At 32.8% G+C, this 24541-nt stretch carries 24 protein-coding genes and 1 riboswitch; of the genes, 3 read left to right on the top strand and 21 right to left on the bottom strand.

Annotation, left to right across the window (positions count from 1 at the left end; all coding sequences use genetic code 11):
* Positions 1-9: 9 nt before the first annotated feature.
* The 11 genes from aroB to cmk form a co-directional block, all read right to left on the bottom strand.
* A complete protein-coding gene (aroB, locus tag AAA453_RS08495) occupies positions 10-1077 on the bottom strand; it encodes a 3-dehydroquinate synthase (RefSeq protein ID WP_427704412.1) in 1068 nt (355 codons plus the stop codon).
* Positions 1078-1115: 38 nt separating this feature from the next.
* On the bottom strand, positions 1116-2282 hold the full coding sequence (aroC, locus tag AAA453_RS08490; RefSeq protein ID WP_046465370.1) for a chorismate synthase: 1167 nt from the start codon (positions 2280-2282) through the stop codon (positions 1116-1118).
* A gap of 430 nt (positions 2283-2712) precedes the next feature.
* Positions 2713-3162, bottom strand: a complete 450-nt coding sequence (gene ndk / locus AAA453_RS08485) for a nucleoside-diphosphate kinase (protein ID WP_069815587.1) — start codon at positions 3160-3162, stop codon at positions 2713-2715.
* 140 nt (positions 3163-3302) lie between these two features.
* On the bottom strand, positions 3303-4256 hold the full coding sequence (locus AAA453_RS08480) for a polyprenyl synthetase family protein (protein WP_285323193.1): 954 nt from the start codon (positions 4254-4256) through the stop codon (positions 3303-3305).
* Positions 4257-4282: 26 nt separating this feature from the next.
* Complete coding sequence (locus AAA453_RS08475) at positions 4283-4984, bottom strand: demethylmenaquinone methyltransferase (protein ID WP_427704411.1); 702 nt, start codon at positions 4982-4984, stop codon at positions 4283-4285.
* 6 nt (positions 4985-4990) lie between these two features.
* Entirely contained in the window at positions 4991-5560 is a 570-nt protein-coding gene (locus AAA453_RS08470) for a heptaprenyl pyrophosphate synthase subunit A (protein ID WP_285323195.1), read from the bottom strand.
* Between the two features lie 331 nt (positions 5561-5891).
* Positions 5892-6164 carry an HU family DNA-binding protein gene (locus AAA453_RS08465; protein ID WP_002483248.1) on the bottom strand — a complete coding sequence of 91 codons (273 nt, stop codon included), beginning with the start codon at positions 6162-6164 and terminating at the stop codon, positions 5892-5894.
* A gap of 168 nt (positions 6165-6332) precedes the next feature.
* Positions 6333-7331, bottom strand: a complete 999-nt coding sequence (locus tag AAA453_RS08460; protein ID WP_427704410.1) for an NAD(P)H-dependent glycerol-3-phosphate dehydrogenase — start codon at positions 7329-7331, stop codon at positions 6333-6335.
* Between the two features lie 18 nt (positions 7332-7349).
* Positions 7350-8660 carry a ribosome biogenesis GTPase Der gene (der, locus tag AAA453_RS08455; RefSeq protein ID WP_427704408.1) on the bottom strand — a complete coding sequence of 437 codons (1311 nt, stop codon included), beginning with the start codon at positions 8658-8660 and terminating at the stop codon, positions 7350-7352.
* A gap of 190 nt (positions 8661-8850) precedes the next feature.
* Positions 8851-10032 carry a 30S ribosomal protein S1 gene (gene rpsA, locus AAA453_RS08450; protein ID WP_285323197.1) on the bottom strand — a complete coding sequence of 394 codons (1182 nt, stop codon included), beginning with the start codon at positions 10030-10032 and terminating at the stop codon, positions 8851-8853.
* A 308-nt stretch (positions 10033-10340) separates the two neighbouring features.
* On the bottom strand, positions 10341-11000 hold the full coding sequence (cmk, locus tag AAA453_RS08445) for a (d)CMP kinase (protein WP_427704406.1): 660 nt from the start codon (positions 10998-11000) through the stop codon (positions 10341-10343).
* A 78-nt stretch (positions 11001-11078) separates the two neighbouring features.
* Here cmk and AAA453_RS08440 point away from each other — a divergent pair, with 78 nt between their 5' ends.
* A complete protein-coding gene (locus AAA453_RS08440) occupies positions 11079-12053 on the top strand; it encodes an asparaginase (RefSeq protein ID WP_427704405.1) in 975 nt (324 codons plus the stop codon).
* 190 nt (positions 12054-12243) lie between these two features.
* Here the strand turns inward: AAA453_RS08440 and ypdA are convergent, their stop codons facing one another.
* The 4 genes from ypdA to AAA453_RS08420 form a co-directional block, all read right to left on the bottom strand.
* Positions 12244-13230, bottom strand: coding sequence for a bacillithiol disulfide reductase YpdA (ypdA, locus tag AAA453_RS08435; RefSeq protein WP_002507560.1), 987 nt, complete (start codon positions 13228-13230; stop codon positions 12244-12246).
* A gap of 194 nt (positions 13231-13424) precedes the next feature.
* A complete protein-coding gene (gene ebpS / locus AAA453_RS08430; protein WP_427704404.1) occupies positions 13425-15236 on the bottom strand; it encodes an elastin-binding protein EbpS in 1812 nt (603 codons plus the stop codon).
* A 148-nt stretch (positions 15237-15384) separates the two neighbouring features.
* Positions 15385-16764 carry a RecQ family ATP-dependent DNA helicase gene (locus AAA453_RS08425; protein ID WP_427704403.1) on the bottom strand — a complete coding sequence of 460 codons (1380 nt, stop codon included), beginning with the start codon at positions 16762-16764 and terminating at the stop codon, positions 15385-15387.
* Positions 16751-17716 carry a helix-turn-helix domain-containing protein gene (locus AAA453_RS08420; RefSeq protein ID WP_046465381.1) on the bottom strand — a complete coding sequence of 322 codons (966 nt, stop codon included), beginning with the start codon at positions 17714-17716 and terminating at the stop codon, positions 16751-16753. The genes AAA453_RS08425 and AAA453_RS08420 overlap by 14 nt, the downstream gene beginning before the upstream one ends.
* A 109-nt stretch (positions 17717-17825) precedes the next feature.
* On the opposite strand from AAA453_RS08420, the gene AAA453_RS08415 reads away from it, so the two are divergent.
* Positions 17826-18074, top strand: coding sequence for a ferredoxin (locus AAA453_RS08415; RefSeq protein WP_002507556.1), 249 nt, complete (start codon positions 17826-17828; stop codon positions 18072-18074).
* A gap of 248 nt (positions 18075-18322) precedes the next feature.
* Here AAA453_RS08415 and AAA453_RS08410 read toward each other — a convergent pair whose 3' ends face one another.
* The 6 genes from AAA453_RS08410 to AAA453_RS08385 all read right to left on the bottom strand — a co-directional run bounded on the left by AAA453_RS08410 (position 18323) and on the right by AAA453_RS08385 (position 23918).
* On the bottom strand, positions 18323-18868 hold the full coding sequence (locus AAA453_RS08410) for an ECF transporter S component (RefSeq protein ID WP_046465382.1): 546 nt from the start codon (positions 18866-18868) through the stop codon (positions 18323-18325).
* Between the two features lie 65 nt (positions 18869-18933).
* Positions 18934-19069: riboswitch (FMN riboswitch) on the bottom strand.
* Between the two features lie 234 nt (positions 19070-19303).
* A complete protein-coding gene (locus tag AAA453_RS08405) occupies positions 19304-21079 on the bottom strand; it encodes an ATP-binding protein (protein WP_046465637.1) in 1776 nt (591 codons plus the stop codon).
* A complete protein-coding gene (locus tag AAA453_RS08400) occupies positions 21063-21788 on the bottom strand; it encodes a response regulator transcription factor (protein WP_002507553.1) in 726 nt (241 codons plus the stop codon). Before AAA453_RS08400 ends, AAA453_RS08405 begins: the two co-directional genes overlap by 17 nt.
* A 133-nt stretch (positions 21789-21921) precedes the next feature.
* Positions 21922-22659: a pseudouridine synthase gene (locus AAA453_RS08395; RefSeq protein ID WP_002507552.1), complete on the bottom strand. Its 738-nt coding sequence runs from the start codon at positions 22657-22659 to the stop codon at positions 21922-21924.
* The gene (scpB, locus tag AAA453_RS08390) at positions 22652-23194 is read right to left on the bottom strand and encodes an SMC-Scp complex subunit ScpB (protein ID WP_046465638.1); all 543 of its coding nucleotides are present in this window, start codon (positions 23192-23194) and stop codon (positions 22652-22654) included. Before scpB ends, AAA453_RS08395 begins: the two co-directional genes overlap by 8 nt.
* Positions 23184-23918, bottom strand: a complete 735-nt coding sequence (locus tag AAA453_RS08385) for a segregation and condensation protein A (RefSeq protein WP_046465384.1) — start codon at positions 23916-23918, stop codon at positions 23184-23186. Before AAA453_RS08385 ends, scpB begins: the two co-directional genes overlap by 11 nt.
* A gap of 93 nt (positions 23919-24011) precedes the next feature.
* Here AAA453_RS08385 and AAA453_RS08380 point away from each other — a divergent pair, with 93 nt between their 5' ends.
* A complete protein-coding gene (locus tag AAA453_RS08380; protein WP_427704402.1) occupies positions 24012-24518 on the top strand; it encodes a DUF309 domain-containing protein in 507 nt (168 codons plus the stop codon).
* The last annotated feature ends 23 nt before the right edge of the window (positions 24519-24541 follow it).

The following is a 24541-nucleotide window of genomic DNA, read 5'->3' as shown; positions in this document are numbered from 1 at the left end:
AAAATCCACCTACTTTTTAAAATATGTTAGGAAATCTGTGAATGCATGTAGAAGTGTTGGCTTATCTATGTGTTTTACCACAGGATTGCCAATGCCATCCAATAATACCATTTGGACGCCTTGTTGATCATTTTTCTTATCTTTTAACATGAGCTGATATAAGGCTTCAAACTCAAATTCATTAATGATATCTAATGGATAATTTAATGAAACTAAATAATTAATATAATGAGATATATCAAAATCTCTATTTAAGACTTTATTAGCAACAATAAATTGATAAATAATGCCTATCATCACTGCATGGCCATGAGGAATTTTAAAATTGTATTCAACTGCATGTCCAAATGTGTGACCTAAATTTAAAAATTTACGGACATTGGATTCTTTTTCATCTTTGACGATAATATTTAATTTCGTTTGGATACCTTTAAATAAATAATATTCAATTTCATTTAACGAAGCGAGTGCTGGCTGATCAGGGTATTGTGTTTCAATATTTTGCACAGCTTCCATGTCACTCAATAAGGCGTGTTTATAAACTTCTGCATACCCACTTAAAATTTCTCCATAAGGTAAAGTTGTTAGAAAGTTCAAATCATAAATGACAGCATTAGGTCTATAAAAGGCACCTATTAAATTCTTACCATGTTTAGAATTAATACCTACCTTGCCTCCTACACTTGAATCATGTGCAAGAATTGTCGTTGGTACTTGAATAAAATCTACGCCTCTTAATAAGGTTGCAGCAAGGAATCCTGTGAAATCGCCGGTAGCGCCACCGCCAACTGCGATTAAACAAGTGTCACGCGTCAATTGTTTACTGAGTAATACTTCAATCGTTTCTTCATAAAAGGCTAACGATTTGGTCGCTTCACCAGAAGGGATGATAAGTTTATGTGCGCCATATTCAGAAGTGATAAAATCTATCGTTTCATTCCAATTATTATTTACCGTTTCATCAACTACCAACACAACATCTTTATAATCATTAATATATTGATGTAATTGATCTAATGCATGGTGTTCTACAATAATTGGATAGTTATTGGATGTATAAGTAGTTTCTAATTTCATATGCTCACCTAGTTACTTCATAAATTTTAAATTGCTACTTAGTATTCTATATTTAATAAACGACGTTCGTCTATTTGTGATTTTAATTGCTCTATATGATTACTTTGGAATTCTTCAAGTAATGCTTTTGCAATTTCAAATGCTACGACATTCTCAACTACAACACTTGCTGCAGGTACAGCACAACTGTCGGAACGCTCAATAGAAGCTTTAAATGATTCTTTTGTATTAATATCAACGGAGTTTAGTGGCTTGTAAAGTGTTGGGATGGGTTTCATTACACCATTAACCACAATAGGCATACCATTAGACATACCACCTTCAAAGCCACCTAAGTGATTGGAACCTCTGTAGTAACCATTCGAAGTATCATACAAGATTTCATCTTGAATTTCACTGCCTGGTTTCTCAGCTGCTTTAAAACCTTCACCAAAGCTTACACCTTTAAATGCATTAATACTTACAACGCCTTGAGCAATTCTACCGTCAAGTTTACGATCGTAATGTACATAGCTACCAATACCTACTGGTAAGCCTTCAACAATTGTTTGGACTACACCGCCGATTGTATCACCTGCTTTTTTAGCTGAGTCAATTTTATCGCGAATTTCTTGAGCTATCTCATCATTTACAACGCGAACATCATTTTTATCGATATTAGCTTTAATTGTTTCAAGATCATATTCAATATCATCTTTGATGCCACCAATTTCAACCACTCTACTATAAAAATTAATATCTAATTGTTTTAACAAAATTTTAGAAACTGCACCAACTGCAACACGTGCAGCAGTTTCTCTTGCTGAAGAACGTTCTAACACGTTTCTTAAGTCTCTATGATTGTATTTCATACCACCAATTAAATCAGCGTGGCCAGGACGTGGTTTGGTAATTACACGTTTCATATTGTCTTGATCTTCTTCACTAATTGGATCAGCGCCCATAATTTTCTTCCAATGTGTGAAGTCATCATTTGTAACAATCAATGTAATTGGACTACCTAAAGTATATCCATTACGCACTCCTGAAACAATTTCAACTGCATCCTTTTCAATTTGCATGCGACGACCTCTTCCGTAGCCACCTTGTCGTTTAAACATTTCTTCATTAATATCTGCTACGTTGATTTCTAGATTTGCTGGTACACCTTCAATAATTACAGTTAACTGTGGTCCATGTGATTCACCAGAAGTTAAATATCTCATACTTTTCCCACTCCGTTCCTTTAGTACTTTAAATTATAATATTCTCTATATCTTATCACATTCAATTGTTCAAATTAACAGAAAAATTTACAAATATTGAATCTTATGAAAACTTCCATGTTTTAAGTGTAACATTTGAATATTTTTTATAGTAAGAACTTTAGATTTTATATAGAAACATTATCATTTTCCAATATTATTTATTACTTAGGGTGGAAAAGAAAGTAAAGGTTAAAATTTGATTTCGTTCTCTCCATCTATAAGGTTATTTAGATATCAGAAGGCTATTTTATACTCTATACTCACTTTAGTGTTTCACTAAATGGTAGACGTAAAATATAAAAAGCTAACTGAATTAATTAAATTTCAGTTAGCTTTTTATATTTTAAAAATTCATCATTATGAAGCCTATTATTTATTGAAGTTAATATTATTCGTATAACCATGCTTCACGTGATCCAGTATAATCACTTAATTCTTCAGCTTTAAACCAAAGGTTAATTTCTTTTTTAGCTGAGTCTACTGAGTCTGAACCATGAATAATGTTTCTACCTACAGTTAAACCTAAGTCTCCTCTAATTGTGCCTGGTGTAGCTTCAGACGGATTAGTTTTACCTATAATATGACGCGAAATATTTACGGCATCTTCACCTTCAACTACCATAGCGAATACTGGTGCAGAAGTGATGAAGTCAATCAATTTGTTATAGAACGGTTTATCTGTGTGTTCTGCATAATGTTCTTCTGCAAGTGACTGTGGTACAGTCATAAATTTACCGCCTACAAGTTTTAGTCCTTTTCGTTCAATACGAGAAATGATTTCTCCTACCAAATTGCGTTGTACCGCGTCTGGTTTAATCATTAGAAATGTTCTTTCCATAATGTGTGAATCCCCCTGTTTGTTATGTATCAATTGTACAGTAATAATGTACATGACTATGTATCAATAAAATATTATGTTTTGAGATACATTAATATATTAACAGGTAATTAAAGCGCTTTCAATGCTTTTCATGTAACTTATAAATTTCTTTTTCCAACTTTTTTAATTAATTTCTTAAACAAGGGCTTAGCAGCTTCGCTTTCCAATTGATCAAGTAGGTTTAAGGCTTTATCTAAATATTTATCACTAATTACTTGTGATTGTTGTATAACATCAGATGATTGAATACGTTGAATACAGTAGTCAAACGTTTCTTGATCTGAGTCTGGAGTAAGTTGTTGTATCTGCGCTTTGAATTCTGGGTGCTTTCTCATTTCTAATAATACGGGTAAAGTGATATGACCATTCATCAAATCACTACCAACTGGTTTTCCTAATTTTTTTTCTGTACTTGTAAAATCCAGGATGTCATCCACAATTTGAAAACTCATGCCAATATAATGGCCAATCATTTTTAAGTTGTGAACTGTTTTCAGATCGGCACCAGAAGCAATCGCACCTACTTCAGTAGATAATTGTATTAGTAATGCTGTTTTGCGATTAATTCTACGCAAATAACTCGTGATTGTTTGATAACCATTAAATTGGTCTTGGAATTGAAATAGCTCCCCCATACATACTTCAACGATTGCATTTGAAATCACCGAATGAATACGGTTATCTTCAATGTTTGAAATATGTTCAAGTGCTGATGCAAGTAAAAAATTACCGGCAAGAATAGCAGTATTTTGATCCCATTTTTTAGCTATAGTTAAGCTTCCTCGACGTTTATCACTCTTATCTACGACGTCATCGTGAACTAAAGTTGCCATATGGATTAATTCAAGCGCAACAGCTACACGATAAACATCCTCATTCATTTCTTTACCAAATTGGCTACTTAAAATTACAAAGGCAGGTCTAACGCGTTTACCACCTGAAGAAAACAAATGATAAGAAGCATCTTCTAGTACTTTATCATTGCTTATAAGAGATTGTTCTAATCGCTTTTCGATTTTCTTTATTTCACTATTCATGTTTAACTTTGACACGTTAATCACCTTTGGTTGATTCATTTTTATTTATAGCCAAGGTGCATCGCTGCAACGCCACCTGTAAAGCTACGTATTTTTATGTTACTGAAACCTGCTTGACCAAACAGACGTTTTAATTTTTCTTTATCTGGAAAATCAAAAGTAGATTGTTGCAACCATTCATACTCATCTTTAGATTTTGCAAAAACTTTACCGAAAATAGGCATTATAAATTTAAAATAAAGTTTATAACCTTGTTTGAATATTGGTGTTGTAGGTTGGCTAGTTTCTAAACAGACGACCATACCACCTGGTTTAAGCACTCTGTATAATTCTTTAAGTGTAGCTAGATAATCAGGTACATTACGTAAACCAAACCCAATAGTTACATAATCAAATTCATTGTCTTCAAATGGTAGATTCATTGCATCACCATGTACAAGTTGTATATTATGCATATCTTGTGTTTTACCTTTGCCGACTTCGAGCATGTTTTCACTGAAATCTACACCAATGACTTCACCTGTAGGTCCTACAGCCTTACTGAGTGAAATAGACCAATCAGCAGTACCACAACATACGTCTAAAGCTTTACTACCAGGTTTAACGTTCATTTCTTTCATAACACGTTTTCTCCAAGTCTTATGTTGCTCAAAGCTAATAATATTATTTAGGCGATCGTACTTGCCAGAAATATTTTGAAAAACGTCATGTACTTGTTCTTTTTTTGCTTTATTATCTGCCATATTTAATTACCTCTTTTTTGAATGTATTTCAGACTTTATTTCACCTAAAAATGTTATTAATTCATCTTTAGAAAATTTACTTAAATAAGAAGGATGCTTTTCAGCTAAGTTCGCTAATAATTTATCATTGATTGATTCAAGATTGGCATCAGGAGCAAAATGTTGAATTGTAATACGTGGAAATAGGTTTTCAACTTTTAATATATATTGACTGATGTGCTCTTTAGTAAGTGCATCGTGATGTATGGATGACTTCATTTCATTCACTTCAACGATTGCTGCACTTATTTCTTTTTGATAAGTTGGAGCGTTTAACTTTGCTAATAATGTATAAAAATGTGCGCTCAATAAGTCACCAATTAAAATAGACTTTTTAGACGATAACGTTGTAGAAACTTCGTCTAAATGACGCATCGCAGTATCTATTGTGAGGCAAGCTAATCTAGCTTCTTCAGGAATATCATATGAATCGAGAATTTGCGCTAAGTTTTCATCAATAGCTATAGATTCATAATAATGTATACCTTTAAGTCGATGTACAATTTGTTTTTCTAATATGCTTAATGTCGTTTCCATGTTCACACCTCACGTTATTATCCATATACATATTAACATTATATAGAGAAAAATAAAATCAACGATAGTTAAAGCGGTAAATATTTATGTATGATGTATTTGTACAAATACATTTTCAGTGTAATGAAACGTTTAATTTTTCTGATTTATGTATGTATAATTTAATTTATATTAAGCGCTATGACAATTACAATATTTAATTTATATCATCATTATATCGAATGATATCATATTAAGTATAAATAAATGCAAATTGTTTAACGTTCTTAGATTAAAAGTGTATAAAAAAAGAAAAAGCCCCTTATAAAAGGGCTTTAGTTTTAGTAAAGAATTATTTAACTGCGTCTTTTAATGCTTTACCAGCTTTGAATGCTGGAACTTTGCTTGCAGGGATATCAATTTCTTTACCTGTTTGTGGGTTACGGCCTTTACGAGCAGCACGTTCGCGTACTTCGAAGTTACCGAATCCAATTAATTGTACTTTTTCACCTTTAGAAAGTGATGATTGAATTGATTCGAATACTGCATCTACAGCTAAACCAGCCTCTTTTTTAGTTAAATCAGCTTGTTCTGCAACAGCATTGATTAAATCTGTCTTGTTCATTATGAATTCACCTCCCCTAGGGTTTATAATGATACTTAATATCATTATGGTATGACTTTAACACAACGAATACTGCAACTGCAATGATTTATGCGCAGAAAACGTTGAAATAATAGGATTTTAACAACAAATTGCTATATATTTGTTAAAAAGTGTAATAATGCTTCTTTATTCAGATTTTTTTCCACGTCCCATAAGGTCTTTAACACTCTCATCTACAGGTCTGTTTTCAAATAAAACACTATAAAGTGCGTTAGTTATTGGCATGTCAACATTTTGCGATTTTGCTAAATGATAAACTGATTTTGTGGTATATACACCTTCGACAACCATATCCATCTCATCTAACGCTGTGTCTAATGATTTTCCTTCACCCAATTTAAAGCCTAATGTGTAGTTTCTAGAATGCGTAGATGTACATGTAACGATTAAGTCACCAATGCCACCTAAACCTAAGAAAGTAATAGGGTCAGCACCTAGTTTTTCACCTAATCGGCTAATTTCTGCTAAACCTCTAGTCATGAGTGCAGCTTTAGCGTTGTCTCCGAAGCCCATGCCTGAGATTACACCACTTGCTACAGCGATGATATTTTTTAACGCGCCACCTAATTCAACGCCTACAAGATCCTCATTTGTATAAACGCGTAAGTAATCATTCATGAATAAGTCTTGTGTTAATTTACTTACTTCAGGTGACTTAGAAGATGCAGCAACTGTCGTTGGTTGTTTGATGACAACTTCTTCTGCATGACTTGGACCTGATAATACACCGATACCTGCATTATATTCTGCTGAAATAGAATCCTCTAACATTTCAGAAACACGTTTATAAGTATCGTTTTCTATTCCTTTTGCTACATGTATAAATGTTTTTGGAGTTGATAAAAGTGAATCAATTTCGCTTGCTACTGATCTCATAGCTTTTGTAGGCAATGCCATTAAAAAGACTTTAGAAAAATTTACAGCAGCTTTTATATCTAATGTTGCTTTGATTGAATCATTGATCTTAGCTGTTTTTAAATATTTACTATTGATGTGTTGTTCATTAATTTCATTGATTGTTTGTTCGTTTTTACCCCACATCAATACTTGGTGTCCATTTTCAGCTAAAACATTTGCTAAAGCTGTACCGAAACTTCCTGTACCAAAGACTGTTACTTTAGACATGAATATCTCCTCCGATAATTAATTTCTCTTTCTAGGTATAATATGCACAGGTGTACCTTCAAAACCGAATGCTGCTCTGATTTGATTTTCCAAATAACGTTTATAAGAAAAGTGCATTAATTCTACATCATTTACAAATACGATAAAGGTTGGTGGTTCAATCGCTACTTGCGTAGTATAGAATACGTTCAATCTACGACCTTTATCAGTCGGAGTTGGGTTCATAGAAATAGCGTCAGTGATTACTTCATTTAAAGTTGAACTCTTCACGCGTTTTTTATGGTTTTCACTAGCTTGTGTAATATATGGGAATAACGTTCTAAGTCTTTGACTTTCTTTTGCAGAAACAAATGCAACTTCAGCGTAATCTAAGAATTGGAATTCTTTGCGAACTTCATCTTTGAATTTTTTCATTGTATTCGTTTCTTTATCAACTGTATCCCATTTGTTTACTACGATTACAATAGCTTTGCCTTCTTCATGAGCATATCCTGCCACGCGTTTATCTTGTTCGATGATGCCTTGGTCAGCATCAATAACAACTAAAATAACGTTTGAACGTTCGATAGCTTTTAGGGCACGTAATACAGAATATTTTTCTGTATTTTCATATACTTTCCCTTTTTTACGCATACCAGCTGTATCAATTAAGACATAGTCTTGGTCGTCATAAGTATATTGAGTATCGACGGCGTCACGTGTCGTTCCTGCTAAGTTAGAAACGATAACACGTTCTTCACCTAGTATTGCGTTAACTAAGCTAGATTTACCAACATTTGGACGTCCGATAATTGATAAGCGAATTGTATCGTCATCATATGGATCAGGTTCTTCTTCTTTAAAGTGTTTGACAACCTCATCTAAAAGATCACCTAGACCTAAGCCATGCGAACCAGAAATTGGATAAGGATCGCCAAAACCAAGCGCATAGAAATCATAGATTTCATTTCTCATTTCTGGATTATCTACTTTATTTACTGCTAAAACAACAGGTTTTTTTGATTTGTACAACATTTGAGCAACAACTTGATCACTTTGTGTTAAACCCTCTCGTACGTTGACCATAAAAATAATGACATCAGATTCATCAATTGCAATTTCTGCTTGTGCTCTTATTTGTGTTTGGAATGGTGCGTCACCAATTTCAATACCACCTGTATCGATGACGTTAAAATCATGTGTTAACCATTCGCCTGATGAATAAATTCTGTCTCGAGTCACACCGGGTGTATCTTCTACTATAGATACACGTTCACCTACGACTCTATTGAAAATTGTAGATTTGCCTACATTGGGCCTGCCTACAATTGCTACTATAGGTTTAGTCATAACTAACTTCCTCTCTTTTTTAATCTCTATAATTCTATCATAAGGGGTAACCAAATCAAAAGAAATATTTAATCTGTACTAATATTATTAGGTTAGTTTTAAAAAATTTGTTTTTAGAGATTACATAAAAATAAATCTTGTCCTAAATAGATGTTAGGACAAGATTTAAAATTGGTGTTAAATTTATACGTTAAAACTTGAAGTCTTTTAATTTATCTCCGAAAACATCACCTAAAGTAGGATTATCATCATCGTCAGAACCACTTTCTAAGTAAGATTTCGTAGTGGCACTATCACTTTCAACGACATTTTCCGATTCTAATGTTGCTTTAATAGATAATGAAATGCGTTCTTTTTCTACGTCAACACCTAGTACTTTAACACTTACGACTTCCCCAGGCTCTAATACTTCGCTTGGTGAACCGATGTGAGTATGTCTTATTTCAGAAATGTGTACTAAGCCTTGAACGCCTGGTTTAATTTCAACAAAGGCACCGAAGTTAGTTAGTCTAACAACTGTTCCTTCGATGACATCACCTTCGTTAAACTCACCTTTTATTGATTCAAATGGACTTGGTAAAGTATCTTTAATTGATAATGAGATACGTTCTGAATCTCTATCAACTGATTTTACTTTTACATTAACTGTATCTCCAATAGATACTACGTCTTCTGGAGATTTAACGTGTTCATGAGATAATTCAGAAACGTGAACAAGTCCGTCTACGCCACCAATATCTACAAAAGCGCCAAAGTTAGTTAAGCGTGCAACTTTACCTTCAATCACATCGCCTTCATTAAGTGAATTTAATAAATCATCTTTTTTCTCTGCATTTTCTAATGCCTCTACAGCTTTACGACTAAGAATGACACGATTATTAGCAGGATCCAGTTCTTCCACTTTTAGTTTAAGAACTTGTCCTTCGAAATCAGAGAAATCTTCAATGAAGTCTGTTGAAATTAATGAAGCCGGAACAAACCCTCTTTGGCCAACATCGACTACTAAACCACCTTTTACTACTTCAGTGACTTTAGCTTCAATCGTTTTATTGTTGTCTAATTGTTCTTGTAAAAATTCATATGATTTTTCTGTTTCAAGTTGACGTTTAGAAAGTATATAAGCACCTGTCTCATTTTCTTCGTCATACTCTACTTTTGTAACATATGCACCAATTTCATCACCAACTTTGACAGCATCACTTGGATTGTCTATATGATGCGTAGAAAGTTGACTAATAGGGATGATACCATTAAATTTAGCACCATTAATGTTTACAATTACTTGTTTTTCATCAATTTCTTGAATCTCACCAGTAACTGTATCCCCTTCTTTAATCTCTTTGATCATTGATTCGTTGAATTCTTCAGTCATCTTGTCTGCCTCCTTATTACACTACATAATTATAACATCTTATAAACTGACAGAATTGTCAAGAAATTCCCCTTTATTATAGGAATTCAAATTCTATTTGTTAAAAAGTTGTAAAATCAGGGTTTCGAGCTAACAAAAGCTTTGAAATGTTTACCTAAAATTTACATTTATTTATATATATGCAGATCTAATTGATATAAAAATGTACCTTATTTATATACCCTATAATTGTTATTATATAACCTTTTTACACAATTTAAAAAGAAACGGCATTATAATACGCTGTATTTAAGAAAAAGACTAATATTTTATTTGATTTGAGTAACTAAGGATAAAATTTCTTCAGTTACTTTTTCAATACTTTTACCTGTAGTATCTACTGTAATTGCATCATCCGCTTTTTTCAAAGGTGAAATTTCACGTGTCATGTCATAATTATCTCGATCGGCAATTTCTTGTTTTAATAGTTCAACATTAGAGTCGATGCCTCTTTGTTCATTATCTTTTTGTCTACGCATTGCGCGTTCTTCAACAGAGGCAATCATATAAACTTTTAAATCTGCATCTGGCAATACAACTGTTCCAATGTCTCTACCATCCATAACAATACCCTTTTGAGCTGCTAATTCTTGTTGCTTTTTAACTGCAAAAGTGCGCACAGCTTCTTTAGATGCTACAAAGGAAACATTGTTTGTCACATCATTTTCTCTTAAAAAATCAGTAACATCATGGTTATCTAAAATGACTCTCTGACCTTTTTCTTCATCATACGTCAATGATAATTCGGATGAATCTATCAATTGCGAGAAGTCTTCAGTCTTATTTTGTTGTAAATATTTATAAGTTATAGCGCGATACATTGCGCCAGTATCTACATAAATCATTGATAATTGTGCAGCAACGCGTTTAGCTATTGTACTTTTCCCTGCAGCAGCAGGTCCATCAAGTGCGATATTAATTAATTTCATTTTAGTAAACCTTCCTTGTTGTTTTATGTATAATATTTTATCATAAATATGTAAGTTATAAATAGGAGGAATGCCCATATGAAAAAACTTCTTCTCATACATACTGGTGGGACGATTAGCATGTCACAAGATGAAACTAATAAAGTAGTAACAAATTCAGACAATCCAATATCCAACCATCAAGACATTATTGAACAATATGCTGATGTAACAGAAATTACGCCATTTAACGTTCCATCCCCACATATGAATATAAAATATGTAGAAATATTAAAGCATATTATTGAGGATGCTAGTAGGAATGAAAATTATGATGGGTTTGTTATTACACATGGTACAGATACGTTAGAAGAAACAGCATACTTACTAGATCTTACTATAAATGTTTCAAAACCGATAACAATTACGGGTGCTATGCGTTCTTCAAACGAAATTGGTTCAGATGGGTTATATAATTTCATCTCGGCTATTAGAGTGGCTTCAAGTGATAATGCAGCAGATATGGGTGTTATGGTCGTATTTAATGATGAAATTCATACTGCACGAAATGTGACTAAAACGCATACCTCCAATACAAATACATTTCAGAGTCCTAATCATGGCCCATTGGGTGTAGTGACAAAAAATAGTGTTCAATTTCACCATAAACCATACGAACATTTAGTTTTAAATGATATTAACCATGATTTAAATATTCCTTTAGTAAAAGCTTATATGGGAATGAATAGTGATGTATTAAACTTTTATAGTAAGCATCAAGTTGATGGCATCATTATCGAAGGCCTAGGCCAAGGCAATTTGCCACCTACATGTTTAGAGGGTCTAGATAAGTGTTTGGATAAAGCAATACCTGTTGTACTTGTCTCACGATCGTTCAATGGTATTGTTGGCCCAATTTATGGCTATGAAGGTGGCGGTGCTACCTTAGCTGAAAAAGGCGTTGTTTTTTCAAACGGATTAAATGGACCTAAAGCAAGACTTAAACTTTTAGTAGGTTTGAGTAATCAATTAAATGCTAATCAGTTAAAAAAATATTTCGAATCACAGTTATAATGATTTAAAAAAACTGAGGCTGGGACATATCACATGTCTCAGCCTCAGTTTTTTATATTGGCAGTGGCTGACGTAATTGAAAATATGCTTATATCAAGCTTGCATTCCATTTTATAGTCAGCCTTGCCGGGATGGAACGACGAAATCTCATTAGAAAAATTTCTGTCTCATACCCTAGTTTATTATATTATTATGATTCAAGTGGTGTTTGTTTTTTAGATAATATACTTTGAGTGATAATACCGCCGTGGTATTTGCCGTTTTCAATAAAAATTGTATTTGCATCATTGCCTGCCGCAATGACACCAGCGATATAGCAGTTTTCGACATTTGTTTCATAAGTTTCTCTGTTATAAACTGGCGCAGTACCAAACTCATTACTATTGATATCTATACCAATTGATTGTAGGAAATCATAGTCTGGATGATAACCAATCATAGCGAAGACATAATCATTAGGAATTTCAATTGTTTGATTTCCTTGCTCATAAAATACACTATCTTCTGTTATTTTAGTAACATTTGAGTTAAATGCCATGTTAATTTTTTCATGGCGTACTAGAGATTCGAAATTCGGTAGAATCCATGGTTTAATTGCCTTTGGATAATCTTCTCCACGATAAATAACTGTTACGTTAGCCCCAGCTTTTTCTAACTCTAAAGCTGCATCTACAGCTGAGTTTTTACCTCCGACAATTACAACATTTTGGTCAAAGTAAGGATGTGCTTCTTTAAAATAATGCATTACTTTCGGAAGCTCAGCTCCATCTACTTCAAGATGATTATGATGACCATAATAGCCAGTTGCTACAGTAAGGAATCTACATTGGTAGACATCTTTAGTTGTTGTAATCGTAAAACGGTTATTAATTTTTTTCACTGTGAGGACTTCTTCGAAAGCATTAACTCGCAATTGATGATGCTTAACCACTGCTCTGTAATATACTAGAGCTTGATTTCTATGTGGTTTGCTTTCTTCAACAATAAATGGAATATCCCCAATACTTAATTTATCACTTGATGAAAAGAAAGTTTGATGTGTAGGATAATTATAGATTGCATCTACAACATTTCCTTTTTCAATAACTAAAGTATCAATACCTTTTTTCTTTTGTTCAATAGCAGCACTTAATCCGCAAGGACCGCCACCAATAATTATACTTTCAACTGTTTGCATAGTTTATTTGTCCTCCTTATACCACCAATATATTATACCAGTAGTTTAGAAAAAACCAAATGATAGAAATCGAATATTTTTGCACAAATGATATTGACGCTTTATTAAACTTAAAAAATTAATGAAAAAACGACAAAACTCACTAATTTAAGGAGTTTGGTCGTTTAATTGGTTTTTACTTATAAGGTGATGAACTATTGTGGAATAACAAGGCGTTGTCCATTATGGATTTCATTTCCTTGTAGATTATTTGCTTGTCTGATTTTTTCAACGTTTTCAGGAGAACCACTACCATAATATTGAATAGCAATTCTATATAGGTTTTGACCATTGACTACATGTGATTGTTGGCCAGAGTTACTATTTGCTTGTTCGCTATCTTGGTTGTTAGTTGCTTGTGATTGATCTGAAGATGAATTGCTTTGAGCGTTAGATTGATCACTTTGTTGATCTTGACCGCTCTGACTGTTTTGGTCGCTTTGACCTTGACTGTCTTGCGTATTATTTGTTGCATCTTGTGAACCATTGCTAGCTGAATCAGAATTTGCATCGTTACTTGATTGATCAGAATTTGCATCACTGTTTGCTTGGTCAGTGTTTTCGCTATCAGAATTGGCAGAATCTGAACCGCTATTGCTGTCTTCTGAGTTTGCAGATGAGTTATCTTTGTCTTCATCTTTATTGGCTTTATCATCTTCTGATTTTTTATCTTCATCTTTTTCTTTTTCAGAATCAGACTTACTATCTTTATTATCAGCTACTTTTTTGTCATCGCTATTTTTGTCACCATCGTCATCGCCAGTTAAAGCCATGCCACCGAAAATAGCAATTGCAGCTAATATTAATATCGCAGCTAATATTGGTAATAATTTACCTAATAAACCGCCTTTTTTCTTTTTCTTATTATCGTCATCATTGTTATCACCATTATTACCATTGCCGCCATTACCATTACCGCCGTTGCCATTGCCGCCAGCTTTAGAATGTGCCGCTGCGGCAGCACCTGTTCCGGCAGCAGCAGCGCCACCAGCTACAGCAGCACCTTTTTTCTTAGAACCATTTTTTTCTTTGTTCTTTTCATCTTTATCTTGTGCTTCGTTTTCGCTGTGATTATCTTTATTGTCTTTGTTGCCTTTGTGCTTGCCAGCAGCATAAGCACCTGCACCAGTTGCAGCGGCACCTCCAGCTACAGCAGCGCCTTTTTTCTTAGAGTTATCTTTATCTTGCTCTTTTTTATCTTGATCTTCTATATCTTTTTCATTTTTATTCTGCTCGGTTGCTTTATTGTTATTATCTTGGTTGTTATCTTGCTTATGTTCATCTTTGTTATCACTATGCTTGCCAGCAGCATAAGCACCTGCACCAGTTGCGGCAGCGGCGCCTCCAGCTACAGCAGCACCTTTTTTCTTAGAACTATTATTATCATTTTCTGAATGCGAAGCATCATCTGATTTGTCTGCTTGTTCGTTATCAGAGTTGTTGATATTTTGTTCATTATCATTTAAGTCATTTTCTGAATCTTTATTATCATTGTGCTTTCCAGCAGCATAAGCACCTGCACCAGTTGCAGCAGTGCCACCAGCTACAGCAGCACCTTTCTTATTAGATTCATTATCTTTTTGTGATTCAATATTTTCATTGGAATCATTTTGGTTTTCTTTTGTATTTTGATTGTTTGTAGATCCAGGGTTTAAATCATTATTCTTCGAAGGATCTTTTGTTGAGTTATTATTATCTTGTGGTGATTGATTTTCGCCTTGAACTTCATCATTGTCATGTTCAGGCTGATTATCTGAATTTTGATTTGTAGCTGTGTCACGTCTGCGCTGTCTTCTTTGAGCGTTTCTAGGAGGGAATTGTTCGTCTGTCTTATCAGAAACTTCCTCTTTTACGTTGTCAACTGAACCGTTAACGGAATCCTTTGCATTGTCTTGATGTTCTTTTGGATCAATGGATTGACGATTTTTTTCAAAATCATCTTTAAAATTGTTGTTAGACAAATTCATCATCCTTCCTCGTTTTAATTTAAGTATATACTGTTATACCCTAAAAATAAGTAAATATGTATAACTTTTTATGCAAAAAATCACTATTAAACTAGTATATATGTAGTATTATAGCTTGTTTGAAAAAGTGAAGTAAAGTATTTGTCTATTATTTAAACAAATTTTGTATTTTTTCATTAAAATCCATTTTTCTTTTTACTTTTTTTCTATTAATTAAATTAATTACATTTAAATCAGAATCATTATCACAGCATTGATCAGGTCTTTTACTTAACGTTTCACCAAAGAATTCCATCATATAAGTGCGTCGACATTGGTCTAGGTTTTTGTATCCTAGCATACGTATATAACCTTGGCGTTTTCGTTGATAGGTCCTGTCAAATATCGTACGCAACTCAGTAAATGAGTAATAGCTATTTAATATTTCTAATATTTCAAATTTATCCGGAGTTACAAAGGCACCTACTTCAAAGGCATCTACATCCTCAGTGGTCATCATATCCGTAAATAATAGTGTTTCTAGTAAAAAACTATCGTCAGGTTGAAATAAACTAATTGCTTGACTGTCAGCCCCATCACGACCAGCACGACCAATTTCTTGCATGTAGTTTGATGGACTTGTTGATAAATGGTAATGAAAAATAGAACGTATATCTTTTTTATTAATGCCCATACCAAATGCACTAGTTGCCACGATGATAGGTATTTCATTATTTAAAAATTGATGCTGAACTGTGTGCCGTTCTTGATAAGATAAATCTCCATGATAAATACCTGTTAAAAATCCATAGTTATATATTTCTTTTGCTAAGGTTAGGCACACTTTTTTGGAAGAAACATATATAATTGTAGGTCCTGAATTTTCTAATGCTGGAAGTAACCATTTTAATTTAGCTTCATCGTCTGCGAAATTTTTATGTGTTAAAGAAATATTGTCTCTATTCATACTCGTTTTAATGACATGAAAAGATTTTTTAAACATATCATTTAAATCATAAGTTAAATAATTCGGTGCTGTTGCAGTCAGAGCAAGCACGGTTGCTGTCGGAAAACGTGCGATAATTTTACCTATAAGTGCATAGTGTGGTCTGAAATCATATCCCCATTCAGATAAGCAATGTGCTTCATCTAATACGACCATGCCGATATTCAAATTTTTAATGAGTTTGAAATTTTGCGGTTGGAGTATAAATTCTGGACTTAAATAGATAAATCGACTTTTTGTTAGTGATTCAATGTTTCTTTTTCTCTCATTTTCATCCATGCCTGAATGAATACAACAGACATGATGTTCACCATGTAATTTGAGTTGCATGACTTGATCATCCATCAAAGAAATGAGTGGTGAAATGATGAGAGTCGGTTGTTGACGTATGTATGTTGGTAATTGATAACAAAGACTTTTACCACTTCCTGTAGGTAAAATACCTAATGTATCTTCATTGTTCAATACACTTTCTATAATCTCTTGTTGACCAGGTTTAAAAGTCTCAAACCCGAACCACTTTTTTAGCTCATGTTGTAACATTGATTTCACCTCTCTCAATTCCAACGATAATCAATTTCAATTCAAAATAGCTGAGGTCAGAAAATATTTCTTTATAATTGCGTAGCCTCTCGCTACGATGTGAAATGTAATAAGTCATGAAATCAGTATAAGTTGAATGTGTTAAATAATCTTCATAATTCGATATGTAGCCTTTTATAAATAGCTCTAAAATATGATCATCTATCGTATTAGGTTTAACATTTTGTTGTGCAGCCAATTGTTCGAAGTTTAATCCATTTTGTAAACCTACGTAAGTTTGCTCTGTTTTATTTAATAATGATGGTAGCACAATCAGTTTATTTAACAGTGGATAGTTAGATTCGTGCTCAATCTCGTACATTAATGTGACTAAATCTGTAAATTCTAATTCAAATAAGTGTTCTTGTGGTATGTCTTCTATTAAACTAATTTGTTGTCGTGTATACATACTTTCTTCAAAACCTTGTAGGTAATAGTGAATATATATTGTGTTGTTTTTATTCAACATAGATTGGAATAATGTCGTAAGTTCTGCAATGAATTGGTCCTGTAATTGATTGCTTATAATTTCTTTATATACAAATTTAACTTGTTGGTGTACAGTACTATGTTGAGTAATAGGTACGAATTGATAGACCTTATGTTTAGTATTAGATAGGGTCTGAGTTAATAATTGTATGGCTTTAAATGTGTTAGTTAAACTATCAAACGTATGTCTCGGATGATTAGCGATATTTTGATAGCTATTATCTTGAGCATTAAATTGATTGAAATATCGCTCGAACGACTGATATTTCAAGTTAGGCATGCTGTGATATAATGACAAGAGTTGTTGACTACAGGCATCAAAAAAGGTTTGATGTGACTTTTTCCCTGTGATAATATTAAATATACTTTTTTCAGTTTTGTAATTGTGTGCATGTGTTTGTGCAAATTGGATTATATTATACATGTTTACTCCCTCATTCTATAAAACGAAAACATTTGAAAAATCTTAAAACAGTGACTACAATAATAATTGTGCTATTAGTGTAGCATTTTTGTCAAAGGAGGCGAAGAAATTGGCTAAATATACAATTGTTGATATGGATACATGCATTGCATGTGGTGCTTGTGGTGCCGCTGCCCCTGATATATATGACTATGATGATGAAGGTATTGCTTATGTGATACTAGATGACAACAAAGGTACAGCAGAGGTGCCGGAAGAATTATATGAGGATATGGAAGATGCGTTAGATGGTTGTCCTACTGATTCAATTAAAATTGAAGAAGAATCATTTGATGGAGATGCGTTAAAGTTTGAATAAAAGCAAGTTTAGTACCATAAAAGTAAGTATGCGATTTATACTTAATAATATATAATAAGCGTTTGTCTAAATATAGTGATTACTAACTATATTTACTAATGGCTACGTTTAAGGTTAGCGTGTTCACATTGCATGGAGCATGCTAATTTTTATGTCTAAAATGATTTTAAATTATGAATAGTTGATTTAATATATAAAAACAGGGCGATTTCTGTATTACTTTAATAGAAATCGCCCTGTTTTTATATTTATTTTGGTAATACATTTTTTAAACGTTTAAATAAAAGAATGAACACTATAGAAATAATAGCGCCTTTAATAATGTTGAATGGAATAACACCAGATACAATGACAATCTTAACGTTTTCTACAACATTAGATAAATTCATAATCATGCCATATAAAGGTAACAACACAAAGTAGTTCAAGATACTTAGAATAATTGTCATTACAATAGTTGCTACAGTAAAACCTATAATCTGTGATTTAAGGTTATATTTGTTTTTAGTAACATAATAAGCTGTTAGTAAAAAACTGGATGCTGCTAAAAAGTTAGCAACTGGACCTACTGGATCTCCAAGATTAAATAAAAAGTTTAATAAATTTTTTATAAATTCTACAATGATACCAGCGAGCGGTCCGAGTGTGAATGTAGCTAATAATGCGGGCACATCACTAAAGTCTAAAGTTAAATAAGGCGGTAAAAATGGTATTGGAAATTTTATAAACATCAATATAAAAGAAACCGCACTTAACATACTTATCGTAATAAGTCGTTTTGTTTGTTGTTGCATATTAAATTATCTCCTTCCATTCATCTTTCATCGAATAGGAGGATTTAACAGCACAACAAATAACCCTCCATCTTCTCCCATCCAGACTTTACTGTCGGCTCTAGATTTTCACTAGATCAGCCATTTATTTAAATGAAAATAAATGGGTCGCAGGCTTTAATTACTGCCGGTTGGGAATTACACCCTACCCCGAAGATGAATATCTTAAATTTTTATAAATATATCATAGCTTATTACTCAGGTAAAAACAATACTATTGCTCTAAATATGCTAAAAAGGGAGTAAAAGCGACTAAATTAAAGAAAACCTACACTTTTTAGTGAGTCTGCAAGCATAATTGATAATAAAGACCGGCGAAATAACAATAATGATTTCGCCGGTCTTTATATTAATGTTTGATTAGTTTAATTGAAGCAGTAACCACTCAACTATTTTCTATAACATCTCATTATTAGTTAACTTTGGTAATTTGACAATAAATGTTGTTCCTTTACCTAGTTTACTTTTAACGTCAATACTGCCACCATGTTCATCTATAATCATTCGACATATAAATAAACCTAGACCTGTACCTTGTTTACCACGTTTACGCGAGGAATCAACTTTATAAAAACGTTCAAACACTTGTTGTAGATGCTCTGGCGCAATACCAGAGCCCGTGTCTGTAATATATAATATGTTTTCTGTCTCTGTTTCCCCATAACTGATAGTGATGGCATCTCCTGCTTCGGTATACCTTGTTGCATTGTCTATCAAATTAGTTAAGACTTGTTCAATTCGATCTAAATCATAATACCACAGCTGTTCGTGCGTATTTGGATTTAAATTGATGCTTAAACCTAAACTCTCTGCATGACTTTGATATTTTTGTTGCATTTTATTTAGCAATGTATCAATTGGCTGAACAGATTTTTCTACCGTTAGCCCCTCAGCATCCATACGTGCAACACTGAGAAGCTCATTTACAAGTCGATTTAAGCGTTTAGTTTCATCTAGTACAATAGATAGTGATTCATGTATTTCATCGGGCTCTGTGACGATGCCGTCCACTATAGACTCAGTATAGCCTTGTAGTAATGAAATAGGCGTACGTAATTCATGTGAAACATTAGCAATAAAATCTTTTTTCATTTGGTCTATGTTATGTTCGTTTGTCATATCACGAATAATAGCTACGATACCACTACGACCATCTGGTTGAATTTGATCAATATAACTCGTTATTATTACTAAATAACGCGTATTTATTTCATATTCTTCAAATTGTGTTTGCTTGTTTTTGAAAGTACGTTCATTTTGTTTATCAAGCTTTTTGAGTTCATGATCACCAAGTATTTGAAGTGTGTTTTGAGCCATTTTATTAGAAATTATAATTTCTTTTTTATCATTGTATCCCAATACACCTTCAATCATAGAATTGATTAAACTATCACGAATATTTTTTGAAGATGACAAGGCATCTATATGTTGTTGAATTTCAGAACTCATCGTATTAAACGTACGAGATAATTCACCAATTTCATCGCGCGTATTTACAGGTACGACTTGAGCATAATCTCCTTTAGAAACTTTCAAGGCCTGTGTCCGTAAATTTCGTAACGGTTTTGTTATACGAGATGATAAGAAAAAGGCAAAAACGGTTGTAATTGCTAAGAAGATAATAGCGATAATTAAAATAATAACTGTAATTACGTTATTGGTTTCTTCAATCGTTTTTAAATCTTGATAGATAAATACGCCACTGTAGTTATTATTTCGATTATTATCTTGCTCAGTCAAGTTTTTAGCAGGATAACCAATTAACACATAAGTCCGCTGTTGCCCATTGATTTTGACAGTAACGTGTTCTGAAATTTGTTTTCCTTTATCAAACACTTGGTTATAATCTTTATTGTTTTTAATTTCTTTAAACATCTTGTCTTTAATTTTATCTTTATGTTGGCTCACCATATGCTTATCATTCATAATAATAAGCCCATCTGGGTTTTCTATCAATTTACGACTGTATTCAATAGCTGTAGTTTTATCATCTGCACTTTCCACCAATTGACTGATACGCTGTGCATCTTTGAGTAATGAATCTTCGGTTTCTTGCGTAAAATAGGACTGAATAAATGTTATGAGTGCAGCACTTAGTAAAATTAAAACTGTCGTTACTATTAAAATAATAGTTAACCACAGTTTTATTACTACATTATTTAGCCGATTCATCATTGGACTTAACCTCGAATTTATAACCAACACCCCAAACAGTTTGAATCATTTGAGCTGCTGCATCAGATACTCGATTTAACTTTTCTCTTAAACGTTTAACGTGAGTATCTACAGTACGCAAGTCGCCGTAGAATTCATAATGCCATACTTCTTTTAGAAGCTGTTCTCGATCAAAGACTTTGTTAGGTGTTTTAGCTAGAAATATTAACAACTCATATTCTTTTGGTGTTAAATTAACTTGGTTATTATCTGCTAATACTCTGTGTGCATCGTTGTCAATGACAAGGTGGTCAAATTCAATTAAATCACGCGCATGAGGTTCACTTTGTTCTGTATGCGCTACTTGTGTACGTCTTAACAACGCTTTGACGCGCAATACCACTTCACGAGGAGAAAATGGTTTCACGATATAATCGTCTGCACCAGATTCGAATCCTTCTACCCTATTTGTTTCTTCACCTTTAGCAGTCAACATAATAATTGGTGTTTCTTTGTGTTCTCTGAGACGTGAAGCAACAGTGATACCATCCATTTCTGGAAGCATAAGGTCTAATAAAATACATGAATAATCATGTTCCATCGCCATTTTATACGCTTCATTACCATCACTTGCTTCATGTATCTCAAAAGATTCTCTTTCAAGGTATAATTTTAATAATCTTCTGATTCGATCTTCATCATCTACGATAAGTATTTCATTTGACATACATATGTACCTCCCACACTGCTAACTTTCAATTTAATCACATTATATCATACGTTTAATAGGAAAAGTGATTACGAAGAAAAAGATTGTGAAACTTTTCTCATGATTTAAATTAAACTAAACGTAATAACAATTATTTACCATGTTCTGCAAGTTGACGCATCACTTTTACTTCATGAGGTGTTAAGACTCTGCCTTCACCTGCATTAAGCCCTTTTAGGTTAAGTGGACCAACTTCAATGCGTTGTAATTTTGTAACTTCGTGACCAAAATGTTCAAACATGCGACGGACTTGTCTATTGCGTCCTTCTGTAATTGTAATTTCAACAAGTGTTGAATTTTTATCTTTATCTTGATTCTTTACTTTTACAGTAGCTGGTTGTGTATGGCCATCTTCTAGTTCAACACCATGTTCTAAAGCTTTAACTTCTTCACGCATTAAATAGCCTTTTAATTTAACAACATATTTTTTCTTAATTTTATAACTCGGATGTGTCATTAAATTAGTGAATTCGCCGTCGTTAGTTAATAAAAGTAAACCTGAAGTATCATAATCTAAACGACCCACTGGATAAATTCTTGTTTTAATTTGTTTAAAGTAATCTGTAACCACTTTTCTACCTCTATCGTCCGATACACTAGTGATAACTTGTGCTGGTTTATAAAATAAAATATATAGTTTATCTTGTTGTTCTAATTTAATGCCCTCAACTTCAATTGTATCCGACGGTTTAACTTTCGTACCTAACTCTGTTACTACTGAGCCATTAACTAAGACTTTGCCTTCTGTGATTAATGTTTCTGCTTTTCTACGTGACGTGTGACCACTGTTTGCAATACGTTTTTGTAATCTTTCTGTCTCTTTATTCATTATTTTCTCCTTTTTGATTTACTAAGTTACTGAAGAAAGCTTCTATTTCTTCATCTTCCTCATCAGTTGTTGGTAAATCATCTAAATGTTCAATGCCAAATACGTTTAAAAATAGTTCTGTGGTATAGAGTTGTTGGCTTCTGGAATCCGCTTCGTCTTTAGCTTCTATTAGCCCTCGAGCAATTAAAGTTTTAACAGCGCCGTCAGAATTTATACCTCTTATCATCTCAATGTCGCTTCGTGATAAAGGTTGATTGTAGGCAATAATAGACAATGATTCCATTGCTGCTTGCGATAATTTCATTTTTGATTTTTGTTCTATTAATTTTTCAATATAATTTGCTGCATCTTTTTTTGTAGTAAGTACATAAGTTTGACCAAAATGTTGAATTTCTAAGCCATCTGATATGTATTCAGAAACGAGTAGTGACAATTGTGTTTGGTCAATGTCTAAAATTTCAAGTAATTGTTTTTCATCTAAACCTTCGTCACCTGCTGTATAAAGTAATGCTTCTAGTATACCCTTATCGTTCAATGCCATAGTTTACCCCTCTTATAATGTTGATATCGTCGAAATTTTTGAGTTGTTCTATATTTACAATGCCCGATTTAGACATTTCAAGTATTGCTAGAAAATGTGTGACCACCATTTCAACAGGTTCTGTAAAATTAAACAAACTAAAAAAATTAAACGAATCATGTTGTTGTAAACGCGCATTAACTTGAGAAGTTGCTTGTTGAATCGTAAATGTTTCTTTACGTATATCTACAGTTTTTGGCGTGTTGAATTCAACGCGATTTTTAACTTTTTGATAAGCGATGATTAATTCTGTTAAATCAATTGTATTACTTGAATCCCATGTTTCATTAGATTCTAGGTGTGTTAAATCAGTTGGATGCTTTGAAAAGTAAAAAGCACGTTCAGATTTCTTTTCATTTAATATCTCAGTATATTCTTTATAATTTTGATATTCAATTAATCGTCCTACTAAATCTTCACGTGGATCCTCTTCTAATTCGTCGACTTCTTCTGATTGTGGTAACAGCATTTTACTTTTAATCATAAGCAGTTCAGAAGCCATAACTAAATATTCACTAGCAACATTAATCTCTAATTGATTCATTGCATGTATATATTGCATATATTGTTCTGTTAATGATTTCATGGGAATATCATAAATATCAATTTCAATTTTTTGAATGAGATGCAATAATAAATCTAAAGGACCATTAAAAGCATCTAGTTTTACTTCATACATAGTATCTACCTCATATAGCAAGTTATGTGCGTATTTCACTAAAATATTATAGCATGTTTAATGAAAACATTTAAATTTGGAGCGGTTTTAATTATGGAAAATGCATTACAAGATTTTTATTATCAATTTCATACGGAACAACATTACTTTTTGTGTCATGACATTTTAGAAGAAACTTGGAAAGAAAATCCGCAATTTAGTAAAGATGATGCAATTGTAAGTTTGATTTTGTTAGCAACAGGTTGCTATCATTATCGCAGACATAACAATGTTGGTGCGTTACGATCATTTAAAAAAGCATTAAGTGTTATAGAACAAAGTGAACAATCCATTGATTTAGGCATCTATACAGATGAATATAAAAAAATCATTATAGAATTAATTCAGTCTGTGGCTAGTGCTAAGCAATTTGTGCCAATTCAATTACCAATAACAAAAGAAATGGAACAGGATATTTTAAAAAAATACCCTAATTTTGTTAGAACACCACATATGATAGAAGATAGTTATATTGTAAATCATCATTTAGAAAGAGATCGTTCAGAAGTTGACAAAGCGCGACAACAGGCACTTGATATACGCCGTGCAAAAAAAGAATAAACTTAAATCAAATGAATAAAACA

The sequence above is a fragment of the Staphylococcus parequorum genome, assembly GCF_039237145.1.
Lineage (GTDB): Bacteria > Bacillota > Bacilli > Staphylococcales > Staphylococcaceae > Staphylococcus > Staphylococcus equorum_A.
This window is presented reverse-complemented; position numbering and strand designations above follow the sequence as displayed.